Consider the following 17,999-nt stretch of genomic DNA (forward strand, 5'->3'; position numbering starts at 1 on the left):
CCACGCCCCCCCAACAGGGCCGGTTCAACGGAGACGCAAATGAAAAAGTTCACCAAGCTGAGCGGGATCGCCGCCCCCTTGCCGCTGGTCAATATCGACACCGATATGATCATCCCCAAGCAGTTCTTGAAGACGATCAAGCGGTCGGGCCTTGGGGTGAACCTGTTCGACGAAATGCGCTACGATGATGATGGCAACGAGATTCCGGATTTCGTGCTGAACAAGCCGCAATATCGCGGTGCGCAGATCCTTGTGGCCGGTGAGAATTTCGGTTGCGGGTCGTCGCGCGAACATGCGCCATGGGCCATCGCCGATTTCGGGATCACCTGTGTCATTGCGCCCAGCTATGCCGATATTTTCTACAATAACTGCTTCAAGAACGGCATCCTGCCGATCGCCCTGCCGCAGGAACAGGTCGATGTGCTGATGAAAGACGCCGAAAAAGGGTCGAACGCCCGGATCGAGGTTGATCTTGAGGCGCAGACGATCACGTCATCCGATGGCGATGTGTTTGCGTTTGATGTGGATCCTTTCAAAAAGCACTGCCTGCTGAACGGTCTGGACGACATCGGTCTGACAATGGAAAAAGCGGCTGCCATCGACAGCTTTGAGGCTGAGGCCACCGCCGCACGCCCTTGGGTGTAATACGATCCGCGCAAGGCCGCGTGGTCTTGCGCGCCGACGCGCCGGATGCGTGACGTCGCGCAAATAACCCTTCACTTTGCGCCATTTATCCGTGTATCTTAAAGGTCTGATCATTGCTGATGGATCGCTGATCTATCATTTATCAGTTGCATTGTCCCCACATGTTACACGCAAAGCATTGGACAAATGCATTGCGGGTTTTAAAATATAGTCGGGACATAAAGAATTAGTGACGGTTACACCTTAGGAAAGACGCATGTCGGGACGGCATGCTAATCGGGACATCGGTCACGCCGCCGCGCGGCGTAGATCATATGAGGGTACGGGATAAATTGCTATTTCGACTGCCAGGAGCTTTGGTTCGCGCAGTGCTCGTCGTGATATTGATCGGGCTTCCTGCGGCGCTTGTCCCCGGGCGGTCCAGTGACGGGACGCAGGTTATCGTCCTCATCGCGATCTTTGCGGCCCTTTTTACTCTGGTGGAATATAGCGCCAGTAGCCCCAGCCTTGTCGAATTTCGCGACGCGCCGCCGTTTAACCGGGTCCGGTTCTGTGCCCTGTTCGCCACGGTGTTGTCGCTGTCGATTATCTTTCGGGGTTATGTAGCGCCGTCCACGCTGACTGAATTCTTTCAGATGAGCGGGGCCCAGATCGGGCGGATGATTGATTTTCCTTATTCGCCGGTCCGGTTGATGGTGTCGATCATGCCGCCATCTACCACCCCACAATATATCGAAACGATGCGCGATGCAGCCGGGTTCAGTTATCTGCTTTCGCTGTTGTCGATCATCTGGTTTATGATTCTGCTGCGTCTACAGCAATGGCCCCCGCGGGGCGGATCGTTCAACGTTTGGATCAACCTGCCAACATTCGACCCGACATCGGGTGGCGACGTGGTCAAACGCCTGCGCCGGGATGGCTGGATTAACATTATCTTAGGATTTCTGCTGCCCTTCTTAGTGCCAGCGATGGTGAAGTTTTCGGGCTATCTGGGGGCACCCATTCGCCTTGATGATCCGCACACCATGATCTGGACGGTGACAGCATGGGCATTTTTGCCTGCAGGTATTCTGATGCGGGGGATCGCGCTGACCCGTGTGGCCCGCATGATCCATCAGCAGCGCCAAAAGGCCTCAAAAAAGGCGGCGGCCGATCGGTTACTGCCTGCCTGATTCTGGCCGGCCTACCGGCGGTGGCAGCCGCTGACACCTATCGGATTGCCACCTATGCCACCCCGCTGAGCCGTGATGGTCCGGGCCTGCTGCTGCGCGATATTCTGAAGGCCGAGGATAGCCAGATCGCGGCCAGTCAAGCGGTCATCGTCCATATCGCCCCGGATGTTCTGATTTTGACTGATTTCGATTACGATCTTGATGGCGTTGCCCTGAACGCCTTTGCCGATACGTTTGGTGATTTGTACCCGTATCGCTTTGCTTTGCGTCCGAACACCGGTCTTGCGACTGGTCTGGATCTAGACCGCAACGGGCGACTGGGTGAGCCGCGCGATGCTATCGGCTATGGCCGCTTTGCCGGTGATGGGGGCATGGCGATCCTGTCGCGTTTCGCGTTGGACGAGGTGACGGATCTTTCGGACCTGCTATGGCGGGATTTGCCGGGTGCGACGCTGCCCGAAGGGTTTTACCCGCCAGAGGTGCTGGAGGTGCAGCGCCTGTCCACTTCCGGCCATTGGATTGTTCGGATTGATCTGCCCGATGGGCCGCTGTCGCTGATGGCTTTTGCCGCGACCCCGCCGGTTTTCGACGGGCCAGAGGACCGCAACGGATTGCGCAACCGCGATGAATTGCGGCTGTGGCAGGTGGTGTTGGATGGCGGTTTCGGTTCTGCGCCGGACAGTTTCGTCATTGCGGGCAATGCCAATCTTGACCCGGTGGACGGCGACGGGTTTTCAGACGCCATGGCAGATTTTCTCGCGGATCCCCGGTTGCACGATCCGTTGCCGGGTCTTGATACCGCGGACTGGCCCGAAGAGGGCGGGCCAGGCAATCTGCGGGTCAGCTATGTGCTGCCATCTGCAGATTGGCGGGTTGCCGACGCGGGTGTCTATTGGCCCGCGCCGGGGACCGGATTACTCGGCAGCGATGGTCTTGCCGCCGGACCTCATCACCTGGTCTGGGTGGATATCAGCCGGTAGGCCAGTGCGCATGACTTCGGTCAGACCGGTCGGGCGAAAGCCCGGCAGCAGCCGGTTGAATTTGGCTGATCCGATTTGATGGGGCATGCTGTAAAGATAGCGCATCTCACGCATTTCGCGGGCCAGTTCCCAGAACGGGGCCAGCGCGGTCATCAGCCACCACGGAAAGTGGGCCAGCCGCAGCCTGCGGGGCGATACGGCCTGCAATTCGGTTAGAAGCTGATTTGTGGTAAAGGCATGGCCGGGGAAGGGCACGTCTTCGAACTGTGCCAGATCATGCCGCTTTTCCGCCAGCGCCAGCGCCGCTTGCGCCCAGTCGGGCACATAGGCATAGGCCTGCAACGCATCTGGATCGCCAGCCGCCGTTACCCTGCCTTTGCCAATGTCGCGCAAGGCCAGCAGGCTCATGTAATCGCCATTGCCTTTGGGGTCGATGAAATTGCCTGCCCGCAGAATGATCGTCTGCACGCCAGAGGCTTTATAGGCGTCCTCCATCGCGACCCGGACCTGGCCTTTGCGCGTTTGGGCGGTTTGCGGGGTGTTTTCATCCAGAACACCGGGTTGATCACCGAAGTTGTAGATATTCCCGGGGATGATAACTGTCGCCCCGCTGGCACGGGCGGCGGCAATCACCTGATCGGTGATCGCCGGGATCGCTTCGGCCCAGTTGTGATAGGCGGGCGGGTTCAGGCCATTGATGATGACATCGGCACCCTTGGCCGCCGCGACCATGTCGGTGCCGCGTTCAAAGTGACGCACGGCCCAGCCCGCGTTCCAGAACGCGTCGGCGGCATGGCTGCCGATCTTGCCGTTGGCACCAAGAATGAGAACTGTCTGCTGCATGGGATCGCTCCTGTTGATGGGCAGTTGCAGCCAAGATGATCTATTCATGTCGTCAAATAAATTGCCGAAAATCGCAGATCATGTATTCATGAATGAATGGATAAGCCGCTCTCGTCATTGGACTGGTCACTGGTACAAGCGTTTCTGGCGGTGGCCGAAACCGGCAGCCTTTCAGGGGCGGCCCGCGAACTTGGCACCAGCCAGCCGACGCTGGGCCGCCAGATCAGGGCGATCGAGGCGCAACTGGGGGCCGAGCTGTTTCGCAGGCAGCCGCGTGGCTTTGCCCTGACCAAGACCGGCGCCGATCTCGTCGCACCGGCGCAGGCGATGCGCGCCGCCGTCCAGCAGATCGCACTGACCGCCGCAGGCCAGCAGGCCCGGCTGGAAGGGACTGTGCGGATCACCGCCAGCGTGGCCACCTCGGCTATGCATCTGCCAACGGTCATCGCACGTATCCGCAGGCTGGAGCCCGAAATCGCCATTGAGCTTGTTCCCAGCGATGACAGCCGCAACCTGCTTTATCGCGAGGCGGATATCGCGGTGCGCATGTACCGCCCGACCCAATTGGACCTGGTCACCCAGCATATCGGGGATATCCCGCTGGGGGTCTTTGCTGCCAAGTCGTACCTAGCCGAGCGGAGCAAGCCGCAATCCCTGGCTGATCTGCCCGCGCATGATTTTGTCGGCTATGACACGAACCCTGACATCATCAACGGGTTTGCCGAATTTGGCATTCCGGTCGAACGGGACTTCTTCAAGACCCGCTGCGATGACAATATCGCCTATTGGGAACTGGTGCGCGCGGGCTGCGGGATCGGGTTTGCCCAAGCCGATATCGGGCGAAACGATCCGTTGATTGAAGAGATCGACATCGGAATTCCCCTACCCACCTTGCCGGTGTGGCTGACTGCGCACGAAGCGATGCGCCAGACCCCGCGGATCAGGCGCGTGTGGGACCTGCTCGCAGAGGGATTAAAGCCGCTGGTTGTCTGACCAGATCTGACCGCGGCACGCCCGTCGCCTTAGTTTTGCCAGCATGATATTCAATGATGGCATCGTTTGTAAGTTATTTAGGGAAAGAGAGACATGAAATTGCCCGGTATTTCGGTATCCGCACTGTCGCTGATTTGCGCGAACCTTGCGGTGACCGCCCATGCCCATTCTGACGAAATCAAATGTGACACAACCTATGTGGTCGAAAAGGCAGACAGCCTGTCGAATATCTCTGCTTGGGCTTATGGCACAACACAGGAGGTTGAAAACCTTCACCAGCGCAACAGGCTGATTATCGGACCTGATCCGGGCAGTCTTGCCGTTGGGATGGAACTGTTCATACCTTGTCTCGATGAACCGGTGACGGCAAATGCGGAAGGCGAGACGTCAGCGACCGCTGAAACGGCGGAACCTGCCAGCGGTGATGGAACCAACTAGGGTCAGGACCCATTCATCTTACGACGCCAGCGCGCATTTGATTGCGTTCATTTGAGCAGGTCGTATTGGCTGCGACCCGCCATGCCGGTCGGTAATGATGCCGCGCGTCCCCCTTTCGGGGCAGCCATATGTCGCCGTTTGCTTGCACCTTTGCAGCGGTCACGCTAGGTCGAGGCGAACCATAATTGTGACAAAAGGTGCCTCATGCCAAACCCATCCCTCTTGATCCTCGCCGGTGACGGCATCGGCCCCGAAGTCATGGCAGAGGTGAAGCGGATCATTGATTGGTTTGGCGACAAGCGTGACCTGACATTTGACGTGTCAGAGGATCTGGTGGGGGGCTGCGCCTATGATGCCCATAGCGTGCCTTTGACGGACGCAACGATGGCCAAGGCGCAAGAGGTTGACGCGGTGCTGCTGGGCGCTGTGGGCGGCCCGCAATATGACAATCTGGATTTTAGCCTGAAGCCCGAGCGCGGGCTGTTGCGCCTGCGCAAGGAAATGGACCTGTTTGCCAATCTGCGTCCGGCCCAGTGTTTCGATGCGCTGGCTGACTTTTCTTCGCTGAAAAAGGATGTGGTTGCAGGCCTTGATATCATGATCGTCCGCGAACTGACCTCGGGCGTCTATTTCGGCGAGCCGCGCGGCATCCATACCGAGGACAACATGCGCGTGGGCATCAATACCCAGCGTTATACTGAGGCCGAGATTGAACGGGTTGCCCGTGCCGCATTTGATCTGGCGCGCAAACGGTCGAACAAGGTCTGTTCGATGGAAAAGGCCAATGTCATGGAAAGCGGCATCCTGTGGCGCGATGTGGTCACTGAGGTCCATCAGACCGATTATGCCGATGTTGAGCTGAGCCATATGTATGCCGATAACGGTGCGATGCAGCTGGTCCGCGCGCCCAAGCAGTTCGACGTGATCCTGACCGATAACCTGTTTGGCGATATCCTGTCGGATTGTGCGGCGATGCTGACCGGGTCACTGGGTATGCTGCCGTCCGCGTCACTGGGTCTGCCGATGGCCAATGGGCGGCCCAAGGCGATGTATGAACCTGTCCACGGTTCAGCACCGGATATTGCCGGGCAGGGCAAAGCCAACCCGATCGCCTGTATCCTGAGCTTTGCCATGGCGCTGCGTTATTCCTTTGACGAAGGGGCCGAGGCGGATCGTCTGGAGGCCGCAATCGAAAAGGTTCTGGCGGATGGCGCGCGCACAGGTGATCTGATGGGGCCGGATGGTGGAACGCCACTGTCCACCACACAGATGGGCGATGTGATCATCGGCGCACTGGACGCGAGTCTATAGCATCGAAATCAACCAAGGGCCGTGCTCGCCGTGGGCGACTGGCAGAGTGCCCTGCACGGCCCGGTTGAAAGTGTCCGGAATGTGGTGTTTTTCGGGTGTAACGCTGGCAATTGAGGCCAAAAAAAGGTAGTGTTAACAGAAGGTAAACACGAGTTCGATAATCGGTTATAAAAATTATTGGAAAAACAATGAATTATATCGTTAAGAGAATCGCGGCAGCCGCAGCGGCTACACTGATCGCGATGCCAGCAATGGCAGCTACCATCAGTTTCGACTTTATGAATGGCGGGCCAGCCAACAGTTCCTCGGGCTATGGCAGCTATTCTGCAACAGTTGACGGGCTCAGCGTTGATGTAACCGCAGGACGCTACCGTGCGCCCGCAGGTCAGCCCAATGACACGATCATCGATAGCGACTGTTCCGACGGCGGTTGCGGTTTCTGGGGGCATCGTTATGTGCGCCAGACAAGCGCGGGCCTTGGGATTGACGGCTTCTGGGACGGCAGCTCGATTGATGGCAACCACGGCAACGATCTGATCACCTTTGCATTCGACCGCGTTGTTGATTTCACCTCGATCCTGTTCACTGGTGTGGACTGGAATGATGACTTTGACGTTTTCGTTGATGGCGCGCTAGTGCGTGAGGAAATCAATATCTCGAACAGCAATCCGTTCAGCCTGGCATCGCTGACCGTGGCCTCTGGCCAGTCGATCAGCTTTGGTGCTGATGGTCGGTTTGACAACTTCCGGATTGGGCGTATCGACGTTGATACCGCGGCCATACCGCTGCCTGCCGGTGCACTTCTATTGCTGACCGGTCTGTTTGGTCTTGGGTTCCTGCGCCGTCGCGCAGCCTGATCACAGTCTGATAGAATTTTGCAGGGGCGGTCCATTGGGCCGCCCCTTTGCGTTGACCTATGGTCATTCCTTTGTCAGTTAGCGGTAACTGCACAAAGGATTGACCCATGTCCCCAAATGTCAAAGGTGCCTTGTTCGCATTGATCGCCTTTGGCGTGTTTTCCACCCATGATGTGTTCGTCAAATTCCTGGGCGGCATCTATTCACCCATTCAGATCGTGTTTTTCAGTGTGTTGCTCAGCTTTCCGCTGGCGACCGTCATGCTGATGCGCGATGCGACACCTGGCACATTGGTGCCGGTGCATCCCTGGTGGCTGGCCTTGCGGACCGGGGCGGCGGTAGTGACGGGTGTGTCGGCATTCTATGCGTTTTCGGTTCTGCCGCTGGCGCAGACCTATGCGATCCTGTTCGCCTCGCCCTTGTTGATTACGGTGCTGGCCATTCCGGTGCTGGGCGAAAAGGTGCGCCTGCGCCGCTGGCTGGCGGTACTGGTGGGACTCGCGGGCGTGCTGGTGGTACTGCGCCCCGGACAAACCGAATTGTCGCTGGGCCATTTGGCAGCCCTGTCTGCTGCGATTTGCGGGTCTGTGGCGTCCATCGTTGTGCGCAAGATCGGGTCAGAAGAACGGCCCGTGGTCATGCTGCTTTATCCCATGGTGGTGAACTTTGTGGTCATGGCCTGCGCCCTGCCATTCGTTTATCAGCCGATGCCGATTGAGCATCTGGGCATGTTGGGGATCACTGCCGTCTTTGCCTGGATCGCCAGCCGCTTTGTCATCGCTGCCTATCAGGTAGGGGAGGCGGCGATCATCGCACCGATGCAATATAGCCAGATCATCTGGGCGACCGGGTTTGGTCTGCTGTTCTTTGACGAGGTGGTTGATCAGGCCACCATGATTGGCGCAGGGATTATCATCTGCAGTGGTCTGTATATTGTCCTGCGCGAAAGCCGCAGCGGTACGTCTGAAAATACGCCGGTCCTGCGCACACGGTCGCGGTCAGAGACCGGTACGACGCCGCGCGTCAGCATGGTCATGCGTCTAGCTGGCAAGACACCGCCCCGGCAGGAGTGAGCCACAAGAATTTTCGAAAATTCTTGGCAATTTCCCTTTGTAAGTAAATTGTCAGCGCGCGGCCTCAGGTGGCGCGAAACTATGGGCGTTTGCGCGGGCCCAACGTTCCTTGTAGCCGTGTTCATCCGGGCTGTCGTCCAGCAGAAAGCCCTCAGGCATGTAGGTATAGACATCTGCCGCTTCGGTCATTTGTCCGTCACTGCGCCGCGCCATGAAGTGATAGGGCAGGAATTCGCAGGGGTTTTTCAGCCCTGCGGCCCCAGCCATTTCACCCAGCGCTTTCAGCGTGTTGTCATGAAACCGCGCCACCCGCTGGCTTTTATTGCCCACATCCAGCGCACGTGCGCGCAGCGGGTCCTGCGTGGCCACGCCCACAGGGCAGTGATTGGTATGGCAGGCTTGGGCCTGAATGCAGCCGATGGCGAACATGTAACCGCGGGCCGAATTGCACCAATCCGCCCCAAGCGACAGCGCCCGGGCGATGTCAAAGGCGCTGACAAGCTTGCCCGCTGCCCCGATTTTGACCTGATCGCGGATGCCGGCGCCGCGCAACGTGTTGTGCACGAATGTCAGTCCTTCAACCATGGGCATGCCGACATGGTTGGCGAATTCCAGCGGGGCCGCACCTGTGCCCCCTTCGGTGCCGTCCACCACAATGAAATCCGGCACGATCCCGGTTTCCAGCATCGCCTTGACCATGCACATGAATTCGCGCCGGTGCCCGATGCAAAGCTTGAAACCGATCGGTTTGCCCCTGGATTTTTCGCGCAGGAGCCCCAGAAACTCCATCAATTCAATCGGGTTGGAGAAGGCGCTGTGGGCTGCGGGTGACACGCAATCAACGCCCATGGGCACGCCGCGCGCCTCTGCGATTTCCGGCGTGATCTTGGAGGCGGGCAGCATCCCGCCATGGCCCGGTTTGGCCCCCTGGCTCAGCTTCACCTCGATCATCTTGACCTGATCGCTGGCGGCCTGTTCGGCGAATTTGTCCGGGCTGAAGCTGCCATCATCATTGCGGCAACCGAAATAGCCGGATCCGATTTCATAGATCAGATCGCCCCCTGGTTCGCGGTGATAGCGGCTGATCCCGCCTTCGCCGGTGTCATGGGCGAACCCGCCCTTCTTCGCCCCGGTATTCAGCGCCAGAATGGCATTGGCCGACAGCGACCCAAAGCTCATCGCGGAGATGTTATAGAGCGAGGCGGAGTAGGGTTGCTTGCAATCCGGCCCGCCGATCATCACCCGGAAATCGTTATCGTCGAAATGGGTCGGCTGCACCGAATGGGTGAGCCAGGAATATCCGGCCTCATACACCGCTTCCTGCGTGCCGAAGGGGCGTTTGTCCTCTTCGCCCTTTGCGCGCTGATAGACCAGTGAGCGTTGTTCGCGGCTGAAAGGCTGTTCGTCCTGATCGCTTTCGATCAGGTACTGCCGGATCTCGGGACGGATCCCTTCGAACAGAAACCGCATATGGCCCAGCACAGGATAGTTGCGCAGGATCGAATGGCGCGGCTGTTGCAGGTCACGAAAGCCCAGCACCGAAAGGGCACCAAAGCCAAGGCACAGGATGAACACCCACGGAAACCAGAAACCCACAACAAAGCAAATCACTGTCAGGGCACAAACCAATGCCAGCGTCGTAAACCGTTCCAATTCCCACAGATTTCGCAAAATGGATCCTCCCAGATTTCGAATGGATGTTAGGTGGGCACAACGGGAAGCGGAAGGCTAGAAATCCGGTGCGACACCCGGCAGATCAAGCGCTTTGATCAACTCGCGCAGTTCCTGCCGTGCGGCGATGTTGGACATGCTCAGGCTGGTCACGCCGATATCGCGCAGATCCAGCAAGGTCAGACCGCGGGGAAAGAGTTCGCGAAACACCACCCGTTCGCTAAAGCCGGGGGCGGCCCGAAACCCGATCCGCTTGGCCAGCTTGGCAATCGCGCGCTGCATCTTTTCCTTGTTGATCATCGCGGTGGTCCCCAACCGGTTGCGCACCACCACCCAATCGATGGGGTTCATACCCGCCTGCGCCCGCATCTGCCGCGCGTTCCAGACCATTTCGGAATAGACCGAAGGGCCGATAATCTCTTCACCCTCGCCATCCACATGGGCCAGAAGATCGAAATCGACAAAGCTGTCATTGAGCGGTGTGATCAACGTGTCTGACATGGCATGCGCCAACTGGCTGAGCCTTGTATGGGAGCCGGGGCAGTCGATCAGGATGAAATCGCAGACATCGTGCATCGCCTCGACCGCCTGCGACAGGGCCTGGTCCTGCGCATTCTGGCCCGGTTGAAGACTGGCGGGGTCAATATCTGGCAGTTCGGCATAGTCAGGCGTGGGCAGGTTCAACCCTTCCTTTGCCAGGAACGTCTGCCGGTTGGCGATATAGCGGCCCAGCGTCTGCTGGCGCAGGTCAAGGTCCAACGTGCCGACCTTGTGGCCCATGCGTGAAAGCGCGGTGGCCACATGCATGGACACGGTGGACTTGCCCGCGCCACCCTTTTCATTGCCCACAACGATGATATGCGCCACGCAGTCTGCCCCGGTCTTTGGTGATTTGACGCACATTATGATGGGGGTGCGCGCAGGGAAAGCGCTACATCAGGTCAGGGGCCAGTTTTTTGGTCGTTGCGATAGGTGGGCTACTCTTCCAGTCGCTTGACCAGATCATCATAGGCGTAGCTGTCGGCGATGGTACCCATGTCACCGGCGACAAAACCCGGATCGCTGGGCAAACAGCCCAGCCCACAGACCTGAAAAGCCACCATATCCGTGGTGTCGATATACCACAGACGCCCGCCGGGGGTGGCGACCCAGCCGTCGATCCCTTCCTCCTCATCACCTTCCATATCGTCGCCGCTGGGAACTTCGTTGAAGTAGTCGGGGGCGAAGGCACCATGCGTGTGATAAGAGGCAGTGATGACCGCGATGTCCTGCGGATCATCGGACAGGCAGGATGCTTCATCCCCGCGCGTTGGTGGCGAGGCGACAAGCACGCCGGCGGCATCAAACCCGACATAGCCGCAATATTCGACATTTTCACCGATTGAAACGGGTTGCAGCGATGCGAACACATCCATGACAAGGCTTTGTTCACCGGCAGGCTGGGCCAGCGCGCCGACAGGCAAAAGCAACAGCGGGATTAGGTGTCTCATCATTGGCAACCTCGAAATCTTTATCATCCTTCACCTATTGGATTTGGGTCGATCGCGAAATGAGGATTGCGCCACGACGCAGGGTTTTCCGGATCCCGGATGTACGCTGACCTTGACAGCGGCACTGCAAACCCTCATGTGCCAGTCAACCGATGCAAGCTGCCGCGTGAGCAGAGCGGGACAAATGTCCATCGCAAGGCATCGACCAAACCTCCCGGTTCCCACATCACGCAGGGGTCCCGCGCCAGATCGGCGCCCGGACAATGCGGTTCAGGCTGTCAGCATATGGCGCAACCTTGCACGCGTTCATGACATCCGGTCATGGGCCGACATATATGCGCGGGGCCACGCCCTGCAAAAAATAGGATATCCATTCCATGGATTTTGACATGCTGGGCCTTGCGCCCCGATTGATTAACATACTGAAAGAACAGGGGATCACCGATCCCACCCCGATCCAGAAACAGGCTATTCCGCACGCCATGAACGGGCGCGACGTGATGGGTCTGGCCCAGACCGGCACGGGCAAGACGGCGGCCTTTGGCCTGCCGATGATCCACGCCCTGATGAAGGCCGGGGTCAAGCCGAACCCCAAGACGGTGCGCGGTCTGATCCTTGCGCCCACTCGCGAACTGGCCAAGCAGATTGCCGACAACCTGACCGCCTATACCAAGGGTAGCCACCTGAAAGTGGCGCTAGTGGTCGGTGGTGCCGGCATTGTTGCCCAGACCAAGCGGCTCGCAAACGGTGTTGACCTGCTGGTCGCTACCCCCGGTCGTCTGATCGACCTGCTGGACCGCCGCGCGGTGCGGCTGGACGAAACGATCTATCTGGTGCTGGACGAGGCCGACCAGATGCTCGACATGGGGTTCATCCATGCGCTGCGCCGGATCGCACCCCTGCTGGCCAAGGATCGCCAGACCATGATGTTTTCGGCCACCATGCCGAAGCTGATGAACGAACTGGCCGATACGTATCTGAAGGACGCGGTGCGCGTGCAGGTGAACCCGCCGGGTCAGGCGGTCAAGAAGATCAACCAATCGGTGCATTTCGTGGCGCAAGCCGCCAAGATGGACCTGCTGGTCGAATTGCTCGACGCTCATCGGGACGAATTGGCGCTGGTCTTTGGCCGCACCAAACATGGCTGCGAGAAGCTGTATAAAGTGCTTGAGAAAAAGGGCTTTGCCGCCGCATCCATCCACGGCAACAAATCCCAGGGTCAGCGCGAACGCGCGCTTGCCGCCTTCAAGGCAGGCAAGGTACGGGTGCTTGTAGCCACGGATGTGGCCGCCCGTGGCATCGACATCCCTGATGTGCGCCATGTCTATAACTATGATCTGCCCAATGTGGCGGAAAACTATGTTCACCGGATCGGGCGGACCGCAAGGGCCGGGGCCGACGGGGCCGCGATTGCGTTGGTCGCTCCGGACGAGATGATCGAGTTGCAGGACATTGAGAAGGCGATGAAGGAAACGATCCCCGTCGCCTCTGGTCGCCGGTGGGAAATCCAGCCAGGCCAGAAAAAGCGACCCAATGGTGGTGGCGGCGGACGGCGTGGCGGCGGTGGCGGTCAGCGGCAGGGTAAACCGGCCGGTGGCAAGCCCGGCGGACAGCGGCGGCGCAGTGGCGGCAACCGGTCACGCGGAAAATCGGCGGCCTGATATTGGAAAACCGGTCCCGGAGCTGGTCCGGGACCTCGCCGGTGCCGGCGATCCATTCAGTCGTTCAGAAGTGCTGCCAGATGGGCGTTGAACGCTTCACGCTCCATTGAGGCATCAAGCTTTTCGATAGGTGTGATCGTTACGCTGACATGCCTGCGCCCTTTGGTGATGCCCAGAAAGCTCCAGAACAGGTCGTGCTTGGCGTACTGAAACTGCCCCAGCCCATCAATCTTGAGCAGCATCAGCGGGGTGTCGGGTTGTGCTCGGATAATGTCATGTACGCCTGACAGGTAGGGCTCGACGATCTCTCTTTCCTGGCGGCGAACACGACCTGCCGGAAACAGCAGAAGGGAATCTCCGCGGGCCAGGCTGTCCCGGATGGTCTGCAGCGTCTGCGTCTTGCGGGCTTTGCGCTTCTCCTCGGGCCAGCTTTTGGGCGAGCTCATCGGGATGGCCCCTGCGACCATCATGGGAAACCACTGAACCCAGTTGTAATATTCGTGGTAATGCACCGTCGGCCTGATCCGCATCGTCGAATAAAGCAGCGCCGAGATCAGCGGCCCGTCGTGGCGGCTGACATGCGTGGCGAGGATCAGCGTACCATGCTGGTCTTGTAACAGGTGCTTGTTGGCACAGCTGACATTATAGAACAGCGCATAATAGGTGCGGACCAGTACAAAAAAGAAATGCCGCAGCCACTTGCCGACGGTCGCGTCAAGGAAAGCTAGCATTTGGGACGTTCGGGTTGGTTTGATCGGAACATGAAAACTCTTCTGCGCTTTGAGGTCACCTTATCAACCTGCGTCTGAATGTAATCCCGAAAGGGTGGTTTTCGGATCATCTTGTCGCATTCCCGCATCAGCCACGCGGAACCAATCTGTGGCCAAGATGTTTTCTTGTTGTAAAGAAAAAGGAAATCCCATGTCCATCAAGGAAATGATTGCCGAACACCCCGATGTGGCGGGTCATGACAACGACATCCTGACCGAAGCGGTGCGGCACGCCATGTATTGCGCAGCCATCTGCAATTCTTGCGCTGACGCCTGCGCGGCAGAACCAGACGCTGCGGATCGCGCGGACTGCATCCGCAAATGCATGGATTGCGCCGATATCTGCAACGCGACCTTCCGGGTGGCCAGCCGGCGGACCGGCGCGAACGAAGAGGTACTGAAGGCGATGCTGGAGATGTGCGCCAAGGCCTGCGATACCTGCGCCGAGATGTGCGAGATGCATGACGACGCGCATTGCGTTCGTTGCGCACGCATGTGCCGGGAATGTGCGGCGGATTGTCGGAAGGCTGCGCAGAACCTTTGATCGTTGCTGCTCAAAAACAAACGCCGCCCCAAAACGGAGCGGCGTTGCAACAGCGTAAGATGGGTCTTGACCCATCTCGATCTTAGAAACCCAGACCGGCGTATTTGTTCTTGAACTTCGACACGCGACCGCCGGCATCCATCAGGCGGGTGCCGCCACCGGTCCAGGCCGGGTGAACAGAGGGGTCGATATCCAGCGACATGGTGTCACCTTCCTTGCCCCAGGTCGATTTCATTTGCACCACGGTGCCATCGGTCATCTTGACGTCGATGATGTGATAATCGGGGTGAATATCTTTTTTCATAGCTGACGTCCTTACGCTTCAGCGCCCTTGGGGGCCTTGTAGTTTGCGACCTCTGCGATCCGTGCGGATTTACCACGGCGCGAACGCAGGTAATACAGCTTGGCGCGGCGCACGCGACCACGGCGGACGACCTCGATGCTGTCGATATTGGTGGAATAGAGTGGGAACACACGTTCCACACCTTCACCAAAGGAAATCTTGCGAACTGTGAACGACCCGGCGATGCCTTTGCCGTTCTTGCGGGCAATGCAGACGCCTTCGTAGTTCTGCACACGGGTGCGTGTGCCTTCGGTCACTTTGTAACCGACGCGGATGGTATCACCCGCTTTGAAATCGGGGATCTTTTTCCCCAGCTGAGCAATCTGCTCGGCTTCGAGTTGTGCGATCAAATCCATGATCCGCTCCTAAATCTAGCACGGGTTGTCCCGTGACGTGTCTTCGTGGCGTCAGAGCTGCGTGTCGTTTCCGGGTCCGGTCATGCCGCCCGCCGCAGGGTGCCGTCATCGTTTGTTTTTTGTGATCGTCCGGCCTGTCTGGTGGATCATGACCCAACGAAGGGTCGTCCAGCGCTCCAGTGGTTCCATAGATCAACCCCCGGAATCGGTTACCCGATCCGAAGATGCGCCCGTATACGAGCCCGTGTGCATCGGATCAAGGGGTCATACCTTCAAAAGTGCCTGTTTTCAGGCTGTCGCGTCGAAGATCAGCCGCAATGTGACCGGGAATGTCCGGGTGATCCCGTCCAGCCCTGCAATCTCCATCAGCATATCGATCCCGGCATTGATCCCGGCCTCTTCGGTACTGACGAAAAGCATGCTGTTGGTTGTCACCAGCACCTGATCTTCGCTCATGCGCATGATGAACACATCCAGAAACACCGGAATGTCCTGCCCCAGAAAGCCTACATCACCCTCGATCTCGGTCACGGTGCTGTCGCCGACACGTAGCGCTGCGATCTGGTCCATGTCGACATTGGCCGTCAGGGTCGCGGTGGTTGCCGGACCAAAGACGTGTTCCTGCATCCGTTCATTACGGATATCGATGTTGGTTTCGACCGATGTCAGGTCGATGTCGATCACCGCCTGTCCGTCATCGTTCACACTGCCCGACAATCGCTGGAATACATGCGCCTCGCCGGTGTCGTCGTTCTTGATCGATCCGAAACCCAGAACTGATCGGTCGCTGTCCAGCGTCCAGGTGTCAGCCAAGGCGGCGGTAGACATCAGGGTAAGGGCAAGTGTGGCGGTCTTGAAGATCGTCAGCATGAGGTCGCTCCATTCGATGAAAGCAGGTCCAGTGCGTCCTGCCTTCTCAGCCTTAGCGCATACACTGTCGGTTTTCAGCCCATGGGCGCGAGATTGTGAACGGCATGCAACCACTGCGGCCGCGGTTCGGGTTTGCGCCAACAATTGTCAGAAACACGTTTTTCGACTATGCTATCCGCATTTAAGGAAAGGATTTTGTGATGCATAAGATCATCTGCATTTTTTGTGTGCTGTTTACATTCACCGCTTCTGCCAGCGCTGCCACCTTCAGTTATGACCTGATCCTGACATCCGTGACAGGTGACGGCGGCCCGCAAGGGGTCGGCTTTTTCGGCTCTGCCACGGTGGGTGAAATGGGCACTGGCGGCGTTATCATCGACGAAACCGAGACCGATTTCAACTTTGCCCTGCAGGACGCGTTTTTCAGCGCCCAGATCGGCGGCGGCATCGCCGGATCGTTCTTTCAAAAGACCTTTGCGCAGGACAGCAGCACCGGAACGGTGACAATCAGCGGCCAGTTGGGCGGGCTGACGGGGACTTTCCCCGGCTTTTTCATCTCTGCCGGGGCGTATGAGTTCGTCTACACCAGCACGCCCGGGTTCCTGCCCATCACATCAGCCGCCGATCTGACCATGTTCCTGTCAGGGGCCAGTATGTCAGGCTTTTTCAGCGGGGCGTTCGTGTCACTGGCCGATGACAATATCGGCTTCAACCAGACCGTCAGTTTCGAAGGTTCCACCGCGCCGATCCCGCTGCCTGCGGGGATGGTTCTACTGTTGTCCGGCCTTGGTGCGCTGGGTCTGATACGCGGCCGTCAGTTATTGCCCTTGCGCGCCTGATAGGCGGCCCACAGGTCGGGCCGCCGGACCTTTGTGATCTCTTCGGCCATGGCCTGCCGCCATTCAGCAATCTTGGCGTGATTGCCTGACAGCAGCACGTCCGGGATCGCGTGGCCCTGCCATTCGGCGGGTTTGGTGTATTGCGGATGTTCCAGAAGTCCGGTGGCAAAGCTTTCCTCGACTGCGCTGTCGGCATTGCCCAGTACGCCGGGCAGCAGGCGCACGGTGGCGTCGATCATGGCCTGTGCTGCGATCTCTCCGCCGGTCAAGACAAAATCACCAAGGCTAACCTCCTGAATACCGAAATGCGTCAGGACCCGTTCGTCCACCCCTTCGAACCGGCCGCAAAGCATGGTCACCCCGTCACCGCGCGCCCAGTTGCGTGCCATCGCCTGATCAAACCGGCATCCGCGTGGTGACAGATAGACCAGCGGCATGATCCCGCGCGCGCCTGCACGGGCATCGGTGATCGCGGCCTCCAATACATCGGCGCGCAGGACCATACCCGCCCCGCCACCGGCAGGCGTGTCATCGACATTGCGGTGCTTGCCAATCCCGTATTGGCGTAGATCGAATGTTTCCAGCTGCCACAACCCGTCCTGCAGTGCCTTGCCAGTCAGGCTTTCGCCCAGCACGCCCGGAAAGGCCTGCGGAAACAGGGTGATGATCTGCGCAGTCCACGCGCCCGCAAGGGCCGGAGTATCGGTCATCAGCTCACGCGGCTGCAGGGTTGGGCGGACCTTGAGGCGGCCAGCCGATTTCGGGGTCTTGTCTGTCATGGCGCTGTCTTAGGGGATTCCGCGGGCCAAGGAAATGACCTGACGGGGCCGGGTGTCTTTGTCATCGATACCATGGATTTGCCCTCGCTGAGGTGGCGTTATGCGATAGACAGCCTTCGATACTCGCCATAATTCGACCACATCACCGACGGCACGCTGTGGCGTTCCACACCTATCAGCGGTCTGTGGACTGTCCTGAATGTTCGCGGCAAACACAAGATATTGTTGTGCAAATCAGGCTGGCGGGCTGCCGGGAAACCTACCACCGCCACCAACTTAAACGTTCCTTTAACAAACTGGCGGCTCGTCATAGGTTTGCCTAAATTATAGGCAACTATTTGCATAAGCATGCAATGACTTGCAG

Annotated in this window: 20 protein-coding genes; 11 read left to right on the forward strand and 9 right to left on the reverse strand. The window is 58.6% G+C overall.

The window, feature by feature from the left end; all coding sequences use genetic code 11:
• Positions 1–39: 39 nt before the first annotated feature.
• The 3 genes from leuD (at position 40) to ACFWW4_RS12285 (ending at position 2,797) form a co-directional block, all read left to right on the forward strand.
• Positions 40–645, forward strand: coding sequence for a 3-isopropylmalate dehydratase small subunit (leuD, locus tag ACFWW4_RS12275; RefSeq protein ID WP_411891117.1), 606 nt, complete (start codon positions 40–42; stop codon positions 643–645).
• Positions 646–1,013: 368 nt separating this feature from the next.
• Positions 1,014–1,817, forward strand: coding sequence for a hypothetical protein (locus ACFWW4_RS12280; RefSeq protein WP_411891118.1), 804 nt, complete (start codon positions 1,014–1,016; stop codon positions 1,815–1,817).
• 20 nt (positions 1,818–1,837) lie between these two features.
• Complete coding sequence (locus tag ACFWW4_RS12285; RefSeq protein ID WP_411891119.1) at positions 1,838–2,797, forward strand: endonuclease/exonuclease/phosphatase family protein; 960 nt, start codon at positions 1,838–1,840, stop codon at positions 2,795–2,797.
• On the opposite strand, the gene ACFWW4_RS12290 is transcribed toward ACFWW4_RS12285, so the two are convergent.
• The gene (locus ACFWW4_RS12290) at positions 2,732–3,640 is read right to left on the reverse strand and encodes an epimerase (protein WP_411891120.1); all 909 of its coding nucleotides are present in this window, start codon (positions 3,638–3,640) and stop codon (positions 2,732–2,734) included. The genes ACFWW4_RS12285 and ACFWW4_RS12290 overlap by 66 nt on opposite strands.
• 96 nt (positions 3,641–3,736) lie before the next feature.
• On the opposite strand from ACFWW4_RS12290, the gene ACFWW4_RS12295 reads away from it, so the two are divergent.
• From ACFWW4_RS12295 to ACFWW4_RS12315, 5 genes are all read left to right on the forward strand, one after another.
• Positions 3,737–4,633, forward strand: coding sequence for a LysR family transcriptional regulator (locus tag ACFWW4_RS12295; RefSeq protein ID WP_411891121.1), 897 nt, complete (start codon positions 3,737–3,739; stop codon positions 4,631–4,633).
• 93 nt (positions 4,634–4,726) lie between these two features.
• Complete coding sequence (locus tag ACFWW4_RS12300) at positions 4,727–5,071, forward strand: hypothetical protein (RefSeq protein ID WP_411891122.1); 345 nt, start codon at positions 4,727–4,729, stop codon at positions 5,069–5,071.
• 204 nt (positions 5,072–5,275) lie between these two features.
• Positions 5,276–6,382, forward strand: coding sequence for a 3-isopropylmalate dehydrogenase (gene leuB / locus ACFWW4_RS12305; protein WP_411891123.1), 1,107 nt, complete (start codon positions 5,276–5,278; stop codon positions 6,380–6,382).
• Positions 6,383–6,570: 188 nt separating this feature from the next.
• Complete coding sequence (locus ACFWW4_RS12310; RefSeq protein ID WP_411891124.1) at positions 6,571–7,239, forward strand: VPLPA-CTERM sorting domain-containing protein; 669 nt, start codon at positions 6,571–6,573, stop codon at positions 7,237–7,239.
• 107 nt (positions 7,240–7,346) lie between these two features.
• Positions 7,347–8,312, forward strand: a complete 966-nt coding sequence (locus ACFWW4_RS12315) for a DMT family transporter (RefSeq protein ID WP_393931690.1) — start codon at positions 7,347–7,349, stop codon at positions 8,310–8,312.
• Positions 8,313–8,363: 51 nt separating this feature from the next.
• Here the strand turns inward: ACFWW4_RS12315 and ACFWW4_RS12320 are convergent, their stop codons facing one another.
• The 3 genes from ACFWW4_RS12320 to ACFWW4_RS12330 form a co-directional block, all read right to left on the reverse strand.
• Positions 8,364–9,983 (reverse strand): FMN-binding glutamate synthase family protein, encoded by a 1,620-nt coding sequence (locus ACFWW4_RS12320; protein WP_411891125.1) that lies wholly within the window; start codon positions 9,981–9,983, stop codon positions 8,364–8,366.
• Positions 9,984–10,040: 57 nt separating this feature from the next.
• Positions 10,041–10,850, reverse strand: coding sequence for a division plane positioning ATPase MipZ (locus tag ACFWW4_RS12325; protein ID WP_411891126.1), 810 nt, complete (start codon positions 10,848–10,850; stop codon positions 10,041–10,043).
• Positions 10,851–10,960: 110 nt separating this feature from the next.
• Positions 10,961–11,473 carry a DUF4329 domain-containing protein gene (locus ACFWW4_RS12330; RefSeq protein WP_411891127.1) on the reverse strand — a complete coding sequence of 171 codons (513 nt, stop codon included), beginning with the start codon at positions 11,471–11,473 and terminating at the stop codon, positions 10,961–10,963.
• A 377-nt stretch (positions 11,474–11,850) separates the two neighbouring features.
• Here ACFWW4_RS12330 and ACFWW4_RS12335 point away from each other — a divergent pair, with 377 nt between their 5' ends.
• Positions 11,851–13,134: a DEAD/DEAH box helicase gene (locus ACFWW4_RS12335; protein WP_411891128.1), complete on the forward strand. Its 1,284-nt coding sequence runs from the start codon at positions 11,851–11,853 to the stop codon at positions 13,132–13,134.
• A 56-nt stretch (positions 13,135–13,190) separates the two neighbouring features.
• Here the strand turns inward: ACFWW4_RS12335 and ACFWW4_RS12340 are convergent, their stop codons facing one another.
• Positions 13,191–13,865, reverse strand: a complete 675-nt coding sequence (locus ACFWW4_RS12340) for a lysophospholipid acyltransferase family protein (protein ID WP_411891129.1) — start codon at positions 13,863–13,865, stop codon at positions 13,191–13,193.
• A gap of 190 nt (positions 13,866–14,055) precedes the next feature.
• Here ACFWW4_RS12340 and ACFWW4_RS12345 point away from each other — a divergent pair, with 190 nt between their 5' ends.
• The gene (locus ACFWW4_RS12345) at positions 14,056–14,448 is read left to right on the forward strand and encodes a four-helix bundle copper-binding protein (RefSeq protein ID WP_411891130.1); all 393 of its coding nucleotides are present in this window, start codon (positions 14,056–14,058) and stop codon (positions 14,446–14,448) included.
• A gap of 82 nt (positions 14,449–14,530) precedes the next feature.
• On the opposite strand, the gene rpmE is transcribed toward ACFWW4_RS12345, so the two are convergent.
• The 3 genes from rpmE to ACFWW4_RS12360 all read right to left on the reverse strand — a co-directional run bounded on the left by rpmE (position 14,531) and on the right by ACFWW4_RS12360 (position 16,017).
• Positions 14,531–14,752, reverse strand: coding sequence for a 50S ribosomal protein L31 (gene rpmE, locus ACFWW4_RS12350; RefSeq protein ID WP_320238226.1), 222 nt, complete (start codon positions 14,750–14,752; stop codon positions 14,531–14,533).
• Between the two features lie 11 nt (positions 14,753–14,763).
• Positions 14,764–15,147, reverse strand: a complete 384-nt coding sequence (gene rplS / locus ACFWW4_RS12355) for a 50S ribosomal protein L19 (protein ID WP_411891131.1) — start codon at positions 15,145–15,147, stop codon at positions 14,764–14,766.
• A 288-nt stretch (positions 15,148–15,435) separates the two neighbouring features.
• Positions 15,436–16,017: a YceI family protein gene (locus tag ACFWW4_RS12360; protein ID WP_411891132.1), complete on the reverse strand. Its 582-nt coding sequence runs from the start codon at positions 16,015–16,017 to the stop codon at positions 15,436–15,438.
• Between the two features lie 200 nt (positions 16,018–16,217).
• Here ACFWW4_RS12360 and ACFWW4_RS12365 point away from each other — a divergent pair, with 200 nt between their 5' ends.
• Positions 16,218–16,856: a VPLPA-CTERM sorting domain-containing protein gene (locus tag ACFWW4_RS12365; RefSeq protein WP_411891133.1), complete on the forward strand. Its 639-nt coding sequence runs from the start codon at positions 16,218–16,220 to the stop codon at positions 16,854–16,856.
• Here ACFWW4_RS12365 and trmD read toward each other — a convergent pair.
• Positions 16,832–17,635: a tRNA (guanosine(37)-N1)-methyltransferase TrmD gene (trmD, locus tag ACFWW4_RS12370; protein ID WP_411891134.1), complete on the reverse strand. Its 804-nt coding sequence runs from the start codon at positions 17,633–17,635 to the stop codon at positions 16,832–16,834. The two genes, ACFWW4_RS12365 and trmD, sit on opposite strands and share 25 nt — an antisense overlap.
• Positions 17,636–17,999 lie beyond the last annotated feature (364 nt).

Origin of the sequence: Yoonia sp. SDW83-1 (assembly GCF_046762885.1) — a bacterium.
Classification (GTDB): Bacteria; Pseudomonadota; Alphaproteobacteria; order Rhodobacterales; family Rhodobacteraceae; genus Yoonia.

Excerpts from the sequence above, each read along its gene's own strand:
- leuD (WP_411891117.1), top strand. The coding sequence starts at position 40 with ATGAAAAAGTTCACCAAGCTGAGCGGGATCGCCGCCCCCTTGCCGCTG.
- ACFWW4_RS12290 (WP_411891120.1), bottom strand. The coding sequence starts at position 3,640 with ATGCAGCAGACAGTTCTCATTCTTGGTGCCAACGGCAAGATCGGCAGC.
- ACFWW4_RS12295 (WP_411891121.1), top strand. The coding sequence starts at position 3,737 with ATGGATAAGCCGCTCTCGTCATTGGACTGGTCACTGGTACAAGCGTTT.
- ACFWW4_RS12300 (WP_411891122.1), top strand. The coding sequence starts at position 4,727 with ATGAAATTGCCCGGTATTTCGGTATCCGCACTGTCGCTGATTTGCGCG.
- leuB (WP_411891123.1), top strand. The coding sequence starts at position 5,276 with ATGCCAAACCCATCCCTCTTGATCCTCGCCGGTGACGGCATCGGCCCC.
- ACFWW4_RS12310 (WP_411891124.1), top strand. The coding sequence starts at position 6,571 with ATGAATTATATCGTTAAGAGAATCGCGGCAGCCGCAGCGGCTACACTG.
- ACFWW4_RS12315 (WP_393931690.1), top strand. The coding sequence starts at position 7,347 with ATGTCCCCAAATGTCAAAGGTGCCTTGTTCGCATTGATCGCCTTTGGC.
- ACFWW4_RS12330 (WP_411891127.1), bottom strand. The coding sequence starts at position 11,473 with ATGAGACACCTAATCCCGCTGTTGCTTTTGCCTGTCGGCGCGCTGGCC.
- ACFWW4_RS12335 (WP_411891128.1), top strand. The coding sequence starts at position 11,851 with ATGGATTTTGACATGCTGGGCCTTGCGCCCCGATTGATTAACATACTG.
- ACFWW4_RS12340 (WP_411891129.1), bottom strand. The coding sequence starts at position 13,865 with ATGCTAGCTTTCCTTGACGCGACCGTCGGCAAGTGGCTGCGGCATTTC.
- ACFWW4_RS12345 (WP_411891130.1), top strand. The coding sequence starts at position 14,056 with ATGTCCATCAAGGAAATGATTGCCGAACACCCCGATGTGGCGGGTCAT.
- rpmE (WP_320238226.1), bottom strand. The coding sequence starts at position 14,752 with ATGAAAAAAGATATTCACCCCGATTATCACATCATCGACGTCAAGATG.
- rplS (WP_411891131.1), bottom strand. The coding sequence starts at position 15,147 with ATGGATTTGATCGCACAACTCGAAGCCGAGCAGATTGCTCAGCTGGGG.
- ACFWW4_RS12360 (WP_411891132.1), bottom strand. The coding sequence starts at position 16,017 with ATGCTGACGATCTTCAAGACCGCCACACTTGCCCTTACCCTGATGTCT.
- ACFWW4_RS12365 (WP_411891133.1), top strand. The coding sequence starts at position 16,218 with ATGCATAAGATCATCTGCATTTTTTGTGTGCTGTTTACATTCACCGCT.
- trmD (WP_411891134.1), bottom strand. The coding sequence starts at position 17,635 with ATGACAGACAAGACCCCGAAATCGGCTGGCCGCCTCAAGGTCCGCCCA.